Source organism: Comamonas faecalis (assembly GCF_039538025.1).
Classification (GTDB): Bacteria; Pseudomonadota; Gammaproteobacteria; order Burkholderiales; family Burkholderiaceae_C; genus Comamonas_C; species Comamonas_C faecalis.
Genome location: NZ_BAABBP010000015.1, coordinates 20,164 through 34,081 on the forward strand (window position 1 = coordinate 20,164; position 13,918 = coordinate 34,081).

At 68.1% G+C, this 13,918-nt stretch carries 10 protein-coding genes and 1 pseudogene; 6 read left to right on the forward strand and 5 right to left on the reverse strand.

Annotated elements, in window-relative coordinates:
* Positions 1-74: 74 nt before the first annotated feature.
* Entirely contained in the window at positions 75-1,337 is a 1,263-nt protein-coding gene (rho, locus tag ABD767_RS09880; RefSeq protein ID WP_103045111.1) for a transcription termination factor Rho, read from the forward strand.
* 70 nt (positions 1,338-1,407) lie between these two features.
* Here rho and ABD767_RS09885 read toward each other — a convergent pair whose 3' ends face one another.
* The 3 genes and pseudogenes from ABD767_RS09885 to ABD767_RS09895 form a co-directional block, all read right to left on the reverse strand.
* The gene (locus ABD767_RS09885; RefSeq protein WP_344869583.1) at positions 1,408-2,229 is read right to left on the reverse strand and encodes a crotonase/enoyl-CoA hydratase family protein; all 822 of its coding nucleotides are present in this window, start codon (positions 2,227-2,229) and stop codon (positions 1,408-1,410) included.
* A gap of 40 nt (positions 2,230-2,269) precedes the next feature.
* Entirely contained in the window at positions 2,270-2,746 is a 477-nt protein-coding gene (locus tag ABD767_RS09890; protein ID WP_344869592.1) for a nuclear transport factor 2 family protein, read from the reverse strand.
* 6 nt (positions 2,747-2,752) lie between these two features.
* Positions 2,753-4,762 (reverse strand): annotated as a pseudogene (locus ABD767_RS09895) (oxidoreductase); the annotation flags it as partial.
* A 115-nt stretch (positions 4,763-4,877) separates the two neighbouring features.
* Here ABD767_RS09895 and ABD767_RS09900 point away from each other — a divergent pair.
* The 5 genes from ABD767_RS09900 (at position 4,878) to ABD767_RS09920 (ending at position 11,560) form a co-directional block, all read left to right on the forward strand.
* On the forward strand, positions 4,878-5,426 hold the full coding sequence (locus tag ABD767_RS09900; protein ID WP_103045114.1) for a helix-turn-helix transcriptional regulator: 549 nt from the start codon (positions 4,878-4,880) through the stop codon (positions 5,424-5,426).
* Between the two features lie 92 nt (positions 5,427-5,518).
* The gene (locus ABD767_RS09905) at positions 5,519-5,764 is read left to right on the forward strand and encodes a type B 50S ribosomal protein L31 (RefSeq protein WP_103045115.1); all 246 of its coding nucleotides are present in this window, start codon (positions 5,519-5,521) and stop codon (positions 5,762-5,764) included.
* Positions 5,765-5,858: 94 nt separating this feature from the next.
* On the forward strand, positions 5,859-7,637 hold the full coding sequence (locus tag ABD767_RS09910) for a hypothetical protein (RefSeq protein WP_103045116.1): 1,779 nt from the start codon (positions 5,859-5,861) through the stop codon (positions 7,635-7,637).
* Positions 7,637-9,001 (forward strand): MATE family efflux transporter, encoded by a 1,365-nt coding sequence (locus tag ABD767_RS09915; protein WP_344869585.1) that lies wholly within the window; start codon positions 7,637-7,639, stop codon positions 8,999-9,001. Before ABD767_RS09910 ends, ABD767_RS09915 begins: the two co-directional genes overlap by 1 nt.
* A 327-nt stretch (positions 9,002-9,328) precedes the next feature.
* Positions 9,329-11,560 carry an EAL domain-containing protein gene (locus ABD767_RS09920; RefSeq protein ID WP_103045118.1) on the forward strand — a complete coding sequence of 744 codons (2,232 nt, stop codon included), beginning with the start codon at positions 9,329-9,331 and terminating at the stop codon, positions 11,558-11,560.
* A 127-nt stretch (positions 11,561-11,687) separates the two neighbouring features.
* Here ABD767_RS09920 and glmM read toward each other — a convergent pair whose 3' ends face one another.
* Together glmM and folP are read right to left on the reverse strand one after the other, a co-directional pair.
* The gene (gene glmM / locus ABD767_RS09925; protein ID WP_103046540.1) at positions 11,688-13,022 is read right to left on the reverse strand and encodes a phosphoglucosamine mutase; all 1,335 of its coding nucleotides are present in this window, start codon (positions 13,020-13,022) and stop codon (positions 11,688-11,690) included.
* On the reverse strand, positions 13,019-13,870 hold the full coding sequence (gene folP / locus ABD767_RS09930; RefSeq protein WP_103046541.1) for a dihydropteroate synthase: 852 nt from the start codon (positions 13,868-13,870) through the stop codon (positions 13,019-13,021). The genes glmM and folP overlap by 4 nt, the downstream gene beginning before the upstream one ends.
* Positions 13,871-13,918 lie beyond the last annotated feature (48 nt).

The window sequence follows — 13,918 nt, forward strand, 5'->3', positions numbered from 1 at the left end:
TGTCTTCAGGGCCGTACGGCACCCAGCCACCCTCCCACATTCCAAGACATACCACTCCGCTTCTGGAGTCATTCATGCACCTTAACGAACTCAAGGCACTGCACGTGTCCGAGGTCCTCAAGCAGGCCGAGGCCCTGGAAATCGAAAACGGCGGCCGCATGCGCAAGCAAGAGCTGATGTTCGCCATCATCAAGAAACGCGCCAAGGCCGGCGAACAGGTGTTTGCCGACGGCGTGCTGGAAATCCTGCCCGACGGCTTCGGCTTTCTGCGCAGCCCCGACAGCAGCTACACCGCCAGCACCGACGACATCTACATCAGCCCCAGCCAGGTGCGCCGCTTCAACCTGCACACCGGCGACATGATCGAGGGCGAGGTGCGCATTCCCAAGGACGGCGAGCGCTACTTTGCCCTCAACAAGCTGGAGAAGGTCAACGGCGACGCGCCCGAGAAGAACAAGCACAAGGTGATGTTCGAGAACCTCACGCCGCTGTTCCCCAAGGAGCAGATGCGGCTCGAGCGCGACATCAAGGGCGAGGAGAACATCACCGGCCGCATCATCGACATCATCGCCCCCATTGGCCGCGGCCAGCGCGCGCTGATCGTCGCACCGCCCAAGAGCGGCAAGACGGTGATGATGCAGAGCATCGCCCACGCAATCACCGCCAACCACCCCGACGTGCACATGATGGTGCTGCTCGTCGACGAGCGTCCGGAAGAAGTGACCGAGATGCAGCGCTCGGTCAAGGGCGAGATCATCGCCTCGACCTTTGACGAGCCCGCCGCGCGCCACGTGCACGTGGCCGAGATGGTGATCGAGCGCGCCAAGCGCCTGGTCGAGCTGAAGAAGGACGTGGTGATCCTGCTCGACTCGATCACCCGCCTGGCGCGCGCCTACAACAACGTCGTGCCGTCCAGCGGCAAGGTGCTGTCGGGCGGTGTGGACTCCAATGCGCTGCAGCGCCCCAAGCGCTTCTTTGGCGCGGCACGCAAGGTCGAGGAAGGCGGCTCGCTCACCATCATCGCCACTGCGCTGGTCGACACCGGCAGCCGCATGGACGAGGTGATCTTTGAGGAATTCAAGGGCACGGGCAACAGCGAACTGCACCTGAACCGCCGCCTGTACGAAAAGCGCGTGTTCCCGGCCATCGAGCTCAACAAGAGCGGCACGCGCCGCGAGGAGCTGCTGCTGGCGCCCGAGATCCTGCAGAAGACCCGCATCCTGCGCCAGTTCATGTACAACATGGACGAGATCGAGTCGATGGAGCTGATGATCAAGAAGATGCGCGAGACCAAGAGCAACGTCGATTTCTTCGAGGCCATGCGCCGCGGCGGTTGAACCGCAACACTGAAGCCGACAGAAAAGCGCCCTGCATCTGCAGGGCGTTTTGCATTGGGGCCGAGAGGCGTCAATCCCTGAATTGCGGGGCCTGTTTGGCCATGCCGGCCTGCATCGCAGCCTTCAAATCCTCGCTTTGCAGCATGGCGGCGTTCCAGGTGGCGATGTAGTTCAGGCTGTCGGCCACGCTGTGGTCGCGCGCGTAGTTGAGCATCTCCTTGGTGCCGCGAATAGACAGCGGCGACTTGGCGGCGATGCTGGCGGCGATCTGCTGCACGCCCTCGTACAGCGCCTCGCGCGTGGGGAACACGCGGTTGACCAGGCCGATCTGCTGCGCCTCTTCGGCGCCAAAGACGCGGCCGGTGTAGGCCAGCTCGCGCGCCATCCCAGAGCCGACGAGCTTGGGCAGGCGCTGCAGCGTGCCCACGTCGGCCACCATGCCGATGTCGATTTCCTTGATGGTGAAGCTCGCGTCGCTGCTGGCGTAGCGCATGTCGGCACAGGTAATCAGATCGATGCCGCCGCCGATGCAGCCGCCGTGGATGGCGGCCAGCACCGGCTTTCTGCAGCGCTCCAGGCTGGTGAGCGTGTCCTGCAGGTCCAGGATCAGGCGGCGCAGCTTTTCGCGCTGGCGGCCCGCGCAGTCGTCGGCGACATGGGCCGGCAGGTCCATCATCATCTGCAGGTCGATGCCGGCGGTGAAATACCGGCCCTCGGCCTGCAGCACGGCCACACGCGCCTCGGGCGTGGCGTCCACCCAGTCGAAGGCCCGGCGAATTTCCTGCCACATGGCGGCGTTCATGGCGTTGGCCTTGTCCGGGCGGTTCAGGCGCACGGTGGCAATGTGGTCTTGCAGGGTGACGCTCAGGGTTTCAAAGGTCGGCATCGTCATTCACAACTCCGTTTTCAAGTGTTTGCAGCCAACGGGCACATCAGGCCTTGGCGCTCTTCATCATCGCCAGATAGGGCGCCAGGCGCTTGCCCATTTCCTCGCCCAGCGCCTGCAGGCCGCTCAGGGGACGCACCATCACCTCGAAGTCCACGATCTTGCCCTCCTCGTCGAAGCGGATCTGGTCGATACCCTTCAATTCCTTGCCATTCACCTTGGCGCTGAATTCCAGGATGGCGCTCATGCCGTCCTCGCTGACGTACTGGCGGTGGTAGGAGAAGTCCTCGAACACCTGCAGCACCGTGCCCAGGATGAGTTGCACCGCCTGCGCGCTGGGGTATGGCGTGTGCGCCATGGGCGAACGGAACACGGCCTTCTTGTGCAGGATGGCGGGCAGTTCGCCCAGGTCGCCCGCGGCCACCATGGCGTGCCAGGCCTCGAGGCTCTGCTGCACGGCTGCCGGGGCCTGGTGCGCGGCCTGGGGAGCAGCGGCCGCGGCAGGGGCCGGGTTGAAGTCCATGCGCAGCGCCAGTTCGGTGCCCTGCTTGATGGCGCGCTTGGCGTCCAGCTCGGCGGCCTTGTCGGCGCCGCCGATGAGGTGCACGCGCACGCCCTGCGCTTCCAGCGCGGCCTGCAGTTCGCGGTTGGAGTCTTGCCCGGCGCAGACGATGACGTGATCCACCGGCAGGATCTGCTCCTTGCCGTCCACGCTGATGTGCAGGCCCGCGTCGTCCACCTTGCGGTACTGCACGCCGGGAATCATCTCCACGCCCCGGTGCTTCAGGCCCGTGCGGTGGATCCAGCCGGTGGTCTTGCCCAGGCCGTCGCCCACCTTGCTGGCCTTGCGCTGCAGCAGCCAGATCTTGCGCGGCACCGCGCCGACGCGGGCGGGCTGCAGGCCGCCGCGCGCGCCGCCGGTAGTGTCTACGCCCCATTCGGCAAAAAACTTCTGCTTCTCCAAACTCGGGCTGGTGCCCTCGTGGAGCAGGTACTCCGAGACGTCAAAGCCGATGCCGCCGGCGCCGATCACGGCCACGGTCTTGCCCACGGGCTTCTTGCCCTGCAGTACGTCGAGATAGCCCAGTACCTTGGGGTGGTCGATCCCCTCGATCTCGGGCCGGCGCGGGGTGATGCCGGTGGCCAAAACGACCTGCTGAAAGCCCGCTTGCACCAGATCGTCAGCGCCCGCGCGCTGGCCCAGCCTCACGGTCACGCCCGTCTGCCGCAGGCGCTCGCCGAAGTAGCGCAGCGTCTCATGGAACTCCTCCTTGCCCGGAATCTGCTTGGCGACGTTGAACTGGCCGCCGATCTCGGCGCCGGCATCGAACAGCGTCACGTCCAGCCCGCGCGCCGCCGCCTCGGTGGCAAAGGCCAGGCCGGCCGGGCCTGCGCCGATCACCGCGACGCGCTCTTTCTTCGCCAGCGGCAGGGGCACGAGGAGGGTCTCGTGGCAGGCGCGCGGATTCACCAGGCAGCTGGTGATCTTGCCGCCGAAGGTGTGATCCAGACAGGCCTGGTTGCAGGCGATGCAGGTGTTGATGTCCTGCGCGCGCCCGGCTGCGGCCTTGTTCACAAAGTTAGGGTCGGCCAGGAAGGGGCGCGCCATGCTCACCATGTCGGCCTGGCCGCTGGCGAGCACCTCCTCTGCCACCTCGGGCGTGTTGATACGGTTGGTGGCCACCAGTGGAATGCCGACCTTGCCCTTGAGCTGCTCGGTCACCCAGGCAAAGGCAGCGCGCGGCACCTTGGTGGCTATTGTTGGAATACGCGCCTCGTGCCAGCCGATGCCGGTGTTGAGGATGGTGACGCCGGCTTTCTCCAGCGCCTGCGCCAGCTGCACCACCTCTTCCTGCGTCGAGCCGCCCTCGACCAGGTCGAGCATCGAGAGGCGGAAGATGAGGATGAAGTTCGCCCCCACGCGTGCGCGCGTGCGGCGAACGATTTCCAGCGGGAAGCGGATGCGGTTGGCGTAGCTGCCGCCCCATTCGTCGTCGCGCCGGTTGGTCTGCGCGGCGATGAATTCGTTGATCAGGTAGCCCTCCGAACCCATGATCTCCACGCCGTCGTAGCCCGCGCTTTGCGCCAGCGCGGCGGCATTGGCGTAGTCCTCGATGGTCTGCTCGACCTGCGCGCCGCTCAGGGCCTGCGGGCGAAAGGGACTGATGGGGGCCTTCAGGCTGCTGGGCGCCACCAGTTCGGGGTGGTAGGCATAGCGGCCGAAGTGCAGGATCTGCATACAGATCTTGCCGCCCGCCGCGTGCACCGCCTCGGTCACCACCTTGTGCTTGTCGGCCTCGGCCTGCGTCGTCATGGCGGCGCCGCCGGGCATGGGCCGCCCCTCGGCGTTGGGGGCGATGCCGCCGGTCACGATCAGGCCCACGCCGCCGCGCGCGCGCTCGGCATAGAAGGCGGCCATGCGCTCGAAGCCGTTCGGCGCCTCCTCCAGGCCCACGTGCATGGAGCCCATGAGCACGCGGTTTTTCAAGGTGGTAAAGCCCAGGTCGAGCGGGGCCAGCAGGTGGGGGTAGGTGGTCATGCGACGTCCTTGGCAACAGCCGTTGTTATGCAACCAGTTTCATAAAAATGTACGGTTGTTCGCTTTTTTATGCAACGGGTTGCAGCCATGGATTACCCGTCATAGACTGCCCGCCATGTCCCTGCCCCACGCCGTGCTCACCTCGCTGCTCGAAAAATCCACCTCGGGCTACGACCTGGCGCGACGTTTCGACAAATCCATCGGCCATTTCTGGCACGCCACGCACCAGCAGATCTACCGCGAGCTGGCGCGCATGGAGGCTGCGGGCTGGATCACATCGTTCGTGCCGCCCGACGCGGGCAAGACGCGCAAGAAACACTACCGTGTGCAGCCGGCCGGGCGCCAGGAACTGGCCCGCTGGGCCGCCGAACCCGTAGCGCCGATGGACTTGCGCGACGCCTTCACGCTGAAGCTGCGCGCCGACGCGGTGCTCGGCGAGGTGGATCTGGCCCCAGAGCTGCGGCGCCACCTGGCGCTGCACCTGGACAAGCTGGCGTACTACCGGCAGATCGAGGCGCAGGACTTTCCGGGCGGCCAGCCCCTGAGCCGTGCTCAAGCCATCCAGCACATGATCCTGAAGAAGGGCATTCTGTACGAGCAAGGCGAGATCGCCTGGAGCCGCGAAATGCTGCAACTGCTGCAGCCTGCACCGGATATGCGATAATTGCGGGCTTTTGCGGAAAGTACGCTGCGTTTTTCAATGTGCAAAAGGTTGCACATGGCCGGCACGGCTCCCGCTCACACTGGAAGAGACCCATGAAAGAAGGCATCCACCCCGCATACCGCGAAGTCCTGTTCGTCGACCTGTCCAACGGCTTCAAGTTCGTGACCCGTTCCTGCGTGAACACCAAGGAAACCGACACCTTCGAAGGCAAGGACTACCCGCTGTACAAGCTCGACACCTCCAGCGAGTCGCACCCCTTCTACACCGGCACGCAAAAGTCGGTGGACAACATGGGCGGCCGCGTCGAGAAGTTCCGCAACCGTTTCGGCAAGCGCTGATCCCCGCGAGCGACGCAAGACGCCTGGCGGTGACGACCCGCCAGCGCCACCAGGGCAGCCCGGTTCGCCGCGCTGCCCTTTTTACTGCCCTGCAATGAATCAGCCCAGCCCCGCCATCGTCGCCCAGAACGCCGTGCAGCGCCTGCCGCGTTGGGCACTGCTGTTGTTGTGCCTGGCCTATGTGGTGCCGGGCTTCGTCGGGCGCGCGCCCTGGCGCAGCACCGATATGGCGGCGTTCGGCATCATGCGCGAGCTTGCGCTCGGCCACACCGATTGGATGGCGCCGCTGCTGGCCAGCCGCCCGCCCGACACAGAGGGACTGCTGCCCTACTGGCTCGGCGCCTGGTCCATGCAGGCGTTCGACAGCCTGCTGGGCATCGAGCTGGCGGCGCGCCTGCCGTTTGCGGCTCTGCTGGCGCTGACGCTGGCCGCCACCTGGTATGGCGCCTACTACCTGGCGCGCAGCCCCCTGGCCCAGCCCGTGGCCTTTGCCTTCGGCGGCGAGGCGCGGCCCGTCGACTATGCCCGCACGCTGGCCGACGCGGCGCTGCTGGCGCTGGTCGCCTGCCTGGGCCTGGCGCAGCCGTCGCATGAGACGACCAGCCACCTGGTGCAACTAGCGTGCACCAGCTTTCTTTTTGCCGCGGCGGCGGCCATGCCCTGGCGCCTGATGTGGCCCATGGCCGCTGCCGCCGCGGGCCTTGCCGGCCTGGTGCTCAGCGGCGCGCCGGCGCTGGCCATGCTGCTGGGCCTGGGCAGCGCCGTGCTGGTCTGGTTCAGCAGCGCCGGCGCAACGCTGCCCCGGCGCGCACAGGCCAGCGGCTGGCTGCTGGCCGTGGTTGCAGCCTGCGCGCTGCTGGCGCAGGCGCTTGATTTATGGGGCTGGCGCATCATCGGCTGGCAGGACGCCAAGTCCTGGCAAAGCCTGGCGCGCCTGTTCACCTGGTATCTGTGGCCGGTCTGGCCGCTGGCGCTGTGGACCGTCTGGCGCTGGCGCCGGCAGATCGCCAGCCGCCAATGGCACCGCCACCTGCTGCTGCCGCTGTGGTTTGCGGGCGTGGCCATCGGCGCAACGCTGACCACCTGGCCGGCCGATCGGGCGCTGCTGCTGAGCCTGCCAGCCATGGCCACGCTCGCGGCCTTTGCGCTGCCCACGCTGCGCCGCGGCATCGCCTCGCTGATCGACTGGTTCACGCTGCTGTTCTTCAGCATCTCGGCCATTGCCATCTGGGTCGTCTGGCTGGCCGTGCAGACCGGCTTTCCAGCCAAGCCGGCCGCCAACGTGGCGCGGCTGGCGCCCGGCTACGTCAACCACTTCGCGCTGCTGCCACTGCTGGTGGCGCTGGCGGCCACCGTTGCCTGGTGCGCGCTGGTGCGCTGGCGTGCGGTGCGCCAGCGCACCGTGCTGTGGAAGAGCCTGGTGCTGCCCGCCGGCGGCACCACGCTGGCCTGGCTGCTGATGATGACGCTGTGGCTGCCGCTGCTGGACTACGGACGCAGCTTCGTGCCGCAGATCGCCGCCGTGCGCCAGGCCATGGCGCAGGCCGCGCCGCCAACGCCAGCCACACCGCCACAAGGCGGTGGCGCGGCCATGGCCGCCACCGGTGACTGCGTGATCGGCTACGGCCTGAGCCTGGCGCAGACCGCCGCGCTCGTCTACCACGGCAACATGCGCATGGCCACGCCACTGGACGCCGGCACCTGCCAGTGGGTGATTGCCGACGGCGACGCCCACCCGCGCGTGACGCAGGCGCTGCCCGCGCCGCAGTGGGAGCTGGTGGCCAGCGTGCCGCGGCCCACCGCGCGCGACGACCTGCTGCTGGTGCTGCGCCGCGCATGGGCGCTCGACCCGCAAGACGCCCACACCCGCTGATGCGCGAGAGCCTGCTCATCGCCCGCCACGCTGTGACCGTGCTGGCGGGCCAGCTGGCCGTGATGGCCTTTGGCGTGGCCGACACCATGGTCGCTGCGCGCCATGCACAGGAGACGCTGGCCGCGCTGTCCATCGGCTCGGCAGTCTTCGTCAGCGTCTACGTGGCACTGATGGGCGTGCTGCAGGCGCTGCTGCCCATCTGGGCCGAGCAGCACGGCGCGCGCGCCGGTGCGGCCATGGGCGCCAGCGTGCGCCAGTCGCTGTACCTGGCCAGCGCCGCCACGCTGCTGGGCATGGCGGTGCTGCTGTCGCCGGGCCTCATCCTGCGCTGGACCGAAGTGCCCGACGCCATCCAGGGCGAGGTGCGCAGCTACCTGGCCATCCTGGCCTGGGCGCTGGCGCCAGCGCTGCTGTTTCGCATCTACAGCACGCTGAGCCAGGCGCTGGGCTACCCGCAGCTGGTCACCTGGCTGCAGGTGGCGGCCCTCTTCGTCAAGGTGCCGCTGTCCATCTGGTTCACCTTTGGCGGCGCGGGCCTGGCGCCCCAGGGCGCCGCCGGCTGCGCCTGGGCGACGCTGGCGGTCAACTACACGCTGCTGGCACTGGGCCTGGCGATGCTGCGGCGCCACCCGATGTACGCGCCGCTGCAGCTGTGGCGCCTGCCCGAGCGCCCGGACGTCGAGCAGTTGGCCCGGCTGCTGCGCCTGGGCCTGCCCGCCGGGCTGTCGATCCTGGTGGAAGTCACCTCGTTCACGCTGATGGCGCTGTTCATCGCACGCCAGGGTGCGTTGGCCTCGTCGGCGCACCAGATTGCCGCCAACCTGGCCGCCGTGCTGTACATGGTGCCGCTGTCGCTGGCCATTGCGGTCAGCGCCCGCGTGAGCTTCTGGCGCGGCGCGGGCGAGCCCGAGCACGCTGCGCGCGTGGCCTGGCAGGGGTTGCGCCTGGCCCTGGCGCTGGCGCTGGCCATGGCAGCGCTGCTGGCGCTGCTGCGCGTGCCTGCCGCGTCGCTCTACACCAGCGACCGCGCCGTGGTGCAGCTGGCCGCCACCTTGCTGGCCTGGGTGGCGCTCTACCACGTGGCCGACGCGGTGCAGACGCTGTGCATCTTCGTGCTGCGCAGCTACCACGTGACGCTGGCGCCGCTGGCCATCTACAGCGTGCTGCTGTGGGGCGCGGGCCTGGCCGGCGGCTACGCGCTGGCCTACCGCGGCCTGGGGCCGTGGAACGCCTGGCACGCGCCCACTCCGTTCTGGGTGGCCAGTGCGCTGGCGCTGTACATCGTGGCCGGCGTTTTCACCGCCCTGCTGTGGGCCGTGCCGCGCTGGCAGCGCCACCGGCCGGCACCGGCACAGGGCGGCTGAGCCTAGAAACGGTTCTAGGAGCCTGTCGGACTTGGAAATCGCCGGCTGCAAATCGACCGCAACGGCCCATTTTTGGCTACGCCGCTCTTCGAGAACACCGTCTTTTTGCCCAATAGCTTGACTATTGGGCTGCAAATCCGGCAAAAACTGGCCTCGCTGGGGCCGATTTTCGCTTTCGGCGCTCCAAGTCCGACAGGGTACTAGGCTGAGCGCACCAGCGGTTGCTACCAAATCCGGAGCATTACACGGCGCCATTGGTAGAAACGGCATGGTAACCACTCACACAAATTGTTATATTCTCGCGGCCCCAAAACGGGCACGCGTTGTATGCCAGAGACCTCCGCAGCCCTTCCGACCTTTCCCCTCCCTGCCTCCCCTTGCGCCAGCGACGACCTGCAACGCGCACTGCGCGAGCAGCAAAGCCTGCTCGACAGCGCGGCCGTCGGCATTGTCTTCATCCGCCAGCGCTCCATCGTGCGCTGCAACCAGCGCCTGGCAGATATCTTCCAGCTCGGCAGCAGCGCCGACGCCATTGGCCGCAGCAGCCAGCTGCTGCATCCCAACCGCGAGGTCTTCCACGCGCTGGTGCGCGACGCCCTGCCGTTGCTGCTCAAGGGCCAGAGCTGGCGCGGCGAGCACCAGATGCGGCGCAGCGACGGCGCGCTGTTCTGGGCGCATCTGACGGGGCGGCTGGTCAACACCCAGGACAGCCGCGAGGGCTCGGTCTGGACCGTGGACGACATCGACGACCAGCAGCGCGTGCGTGCCATGCTCGCGACCTTCGAGCGCGAGAACCAGCTGTTGTTCGAGCACGCGCTGGCCGGCATCGTGTTTCTGCGCAACCACCGGCTGACGCGCTGCAACCGTCATTTCGAGGACATGCTGGGCTACGGCCAGGGCGAATTGCTGGGCGCCAGCTCGCGCGCCTGGTTTCCCAGCGACCGCCACTGGCAGCAGGCCGGGCGCCAGTGCTACCCCGTCCTGCAACAGGGCGGCAGCTTCGAGGGCCGGCTGAAGCTGCGCGCCAAGGACGGGCGCACGCTGGTGTGCCTGGTGCGCAGCAAGGCGCTGGACGCGGGCGACCCGTCACTGGGGAGCATCTGGATCATCGTCGACGTGACCGGGCAGCACCAGAGCCAGGCACAGCTGCGCCAGCTGCACGCGCGGCTGCAGCAGCAGTTCGACGAGCGCACGCACGAGCTGAACCAGACCGTGCAAAGCCTGCAGCACCAGATCCGCAACCGCCAGCAGGATCGGGAACACATCTATCACCTGGCGCACTACGACGCGCTGACGCAGTTGCCCAACCGCACGCTGCTGGCCGAGCGCAGCCACGAAGCAATTGCGCGCGCCGCTGCCGGCGGCGGATCGGTTGCAGTGATGTTCCTCGACCTGGACAACTTCAAGCACATCAACGACTCGCTGGGCCACGCCACCGGCGACGCGCTGCTCGTCGAGATTGCCCGCAGGCTGCGCCAGACGGTGCGCGGCTACGACACCGTCGCGCGCCTGGGCGGCGACGAGTTCGTGCTGCTGCTGCCCGGTGCCAGCGAGCAGGGCGCGGCGCGCGTGGCCGAGAAGGTGCAGCACATGCTGCGCCAGCCGTTTTCGATCGACCGCAACGAGCTCAACGTCGCGCTGTCGATGGGCATTGCGCTGTACCCGCAGCACGGCAGCGACTTTGCCGCGCTGCTGCAGTGCGCCGACACCGCGATGTACCACGCCAAGGCCACCGGGCGCGACGACTTTCGCACCTTCACGCCGCAGATGCAGCGCCAGGCCTCGCGCGCGCTGCAGCTGGAGAGCGCGCTGCGCAAGGCGCTGGAGCGCGGCCAGCTGTCGCTGCACTACCAGCCACAGATCACACTGGACAACGGCAAGGTCAGCTGCGTGGAGGCGCTGCTGCGCTGGCACCATCCGCAGCTGGGCGACATCACGCCGTCCGAGTTCATTCCGATCGCCGAGAACAGCGGCCAGATCCTGTCGATCGGCGAGTGGGTGATCCGCAGCGCGCTGGCGCAGCTGCGCCGCTGGCACGATCTGGGCCTGACCTGGCTGCGCGTGGCGGTCAACCTGTCGGCGCTGCAATTTCGCCAGCCGCGCTTTCCCCAGCTGATCGAGCAGCTGCTGCAGGAGTGCCGCATCGCGCCCGACATGCTGGAGCTGGAGTTGACCGAGGGCGTGGCCATCGACAACCCGCACCAGGCGGTGGCCACGATGCGCCAGTTGCACGCCCAGGGCGTACGCATGTCGGTGGACGACTTCGGCACCGGCTACTCGTCGCTCAACCAACTCAAGCGCTTCCAGATCTACAAGCTCAAGATCGACCAGTCCTTCGTGCGCGACCTGGACAACGACGGCAACGACCGCGCCCTGGTCAGCGCCATCATCCGCATGGCGCAGGCGCTGGGCATCCGCACGACGGCCGAAGGCGTGGAAAGCCAGGCCCAGCTGGACTACCTGCGCGAGCAAGGCTGCTGCGAGGTGCAGGGCTATCTGTTCAGCGCCGCGCAGCCAGCCGATGTGATCCAGGCGTTTTTGCTGCAGCACGCCGCCTGACGGCGCCCGCGGCGCGCATCCTCTCATTCCATTTCTATATCGATCGAGTACGCGAAGGTGAAGCGCAGACAGTGCTGTAGCACGACAAGCGAAGCCGACAAAGTAATCGGTTGATATGGAAATGGAATCAGGCGGCCCGGGCAGCCTCGGCCAAGCGCGTTGCGCAGGCATTGGCCTGCTGTTGCGTGCGCGCCTCGACCATCACGCGCAGCAGCGGCTCGGTACCGCTGGCGCGAATCAGCACGCGCCCGTCCTGCCCCAGTTCGCGCTGCACCGCGTCAGTTTCCTGCTGCAGGCGGGCGTTGGCCTGCCAGTCCCGGCCCGGCTGCAGGCGCACGTTGACCAGCACCTGGGGAAACAGCGCCAGGCCCTGCAACAATGCGTCGACGCTGCGGCCACTGCGCACGCAGGCCTGCAGCACCTGCAGCGCGCTGATCAGGCCGTCGCCCGTCGTGTGCCTGTCCAGCGCCAGCAGATGGCCCGAACCCTCGCCGCCCAGCAGCCAGCCATGGCGGGTCAGTTCCTCCAGCACATAGCGGTCGCCCACCTTGGCGCGCACCATGGCCACGCCGCGCTGCGCCAGCGCCTGCTCGACGGCCATGTTGGTCATCAGCGTGCCGACCACGCCGGGCACGGCCTCGCCGCGCTCCAGGCGCTCGAGCGCCATCAGGTACAGCAGTTCGTCGCCGTTGTACAGGCGGCCGCTGCCGTCGACCAACTGCAGCCGGTCGGCATCGCCGTCCAGCGCAATGCCGTAGTCGGCATGGTTGGCGCGCACTGCGCGCACCAGCGCGTCGGGGTGGGTGGCGCCCACTTCATGGTTGATGTTCAGCCCGTCGGGCGCACAGCCGATCGCGATCACGTCGGCGCCCAGCTCGTGGAACACCTTGGGCGCGATGTGGTAGGCCGCGCCGTGCGCCGCGTCGACGACGATCTTCAGGCCCTTGAGCGTCAGGTCGTGCGCAAACGTGCTCTTGCAGAACTCGATGTAGCGCCCGTCCGCGTCGTCCAGGCGGCGCGCCTTGCCCAGCGACGCGCTGTCGGCCCACGCTGGCGGCGCTTCGAGAGCACGCTCCACCGCCTGCTCCCAGGCGTCGGGCAGCTTGGTTCCCTGGGCGCTGAAGAACTTGATGCCGTTGTCGGCAAACGGGTTGTGGCTGGCCGAGATCACCACGCCCAGGCTGGCGCGCAGCGCGCGGGTGAGGTAGGCCACGCCCGGCGTGGGCAGCGGGCCGAGCAGCACCACGTCGACGCCGGCGGAGTTCAGTCCCGACTCCAGTGCCGACTCCAGCATGTAGCCCGAGATGCGCGTGTCCTTGCCGATCAGCACCGTCGGGCGCGCTTCCGCGCTGCGCAGCACCTGGCCCACGGCATGGCCCAGGCGCAGGACGAAGTCGGGGGTGATCGGCGGCTGGCCCACGGTGCCGCGAATGCCGTCGGTGCCAAAGTAGCTGCGTGTCATGAAGGGATTTCCTCTCGTGGTTGTTGTTCGTCGACGGCCTGCCAGACCGCTAGCGCGGCCACCGTGGCAGCCACATCGTGCACGCGCACGATGCGCGCACCGCGCTCGACCGCCATCAGCGCCGCCGCCACGCTGGGCGCCTGGCGGTCGGGCGCCGCCAGCCTGGTGACCGCACCCAGCGACGACTTGCGCGACCAGCCCGCCAGCAGCGGCAGGCCCAGCGCCAGCAGCTCGCGCTGGCGCGCCAGCAGCGCAAAGTTCTGCGCCACGGTCTTGCCAAAGCCAATGCCCGGGTCGACCACCAGCCGCTCGCGCGCCACGCCCTGCGCCTGCAGGGCCTGCACGCGCGCATGCAGAAAGTCACGCACCTGGGGCAGCGCGTCGCCCTCCATCGGTGCGGCCTGCATGGTCTGCGGGTCGCGGTGCATGTGCATCAGGCACACGCCGCAGCCCGGGTGCGCCGCCACCGCCTCGGCCGCGCCCGGCTGGCGCAGCGCCCAGATGTCGTTGACGACGTCCACGCCCAGATCCAGCGCCTGCTGCATCACCGCGCCCTTGTAGGTGTCGATCGACACTGGAACGCCCAGCGTCACCGCATGGCGCAGCACCGGCAGCACGCGCGACAGCTCGATCTCCAGCGGCAGCGGCGGACTGCCCGGGCGCGTGGACTCGCCGCCAACGTCCAGGATGTCGGCGCCCTCCTTGAGCAGTCGTTCGCAGTGGCGCAGCGCATCGGTGGTGCTGGCGTGCGCGCCGCCGTCGGAGAACGAGTCGGGGGTGACGTTGACGATGCCCATCACGCGCGGGCGCGACAGGTCGATTTGAGAGCGGGTGGTCTGCCAGAACATGGGCGGCTGCGCGTTGAATGAGAAACGGGGCGCTCGCAAGGAGCGCCC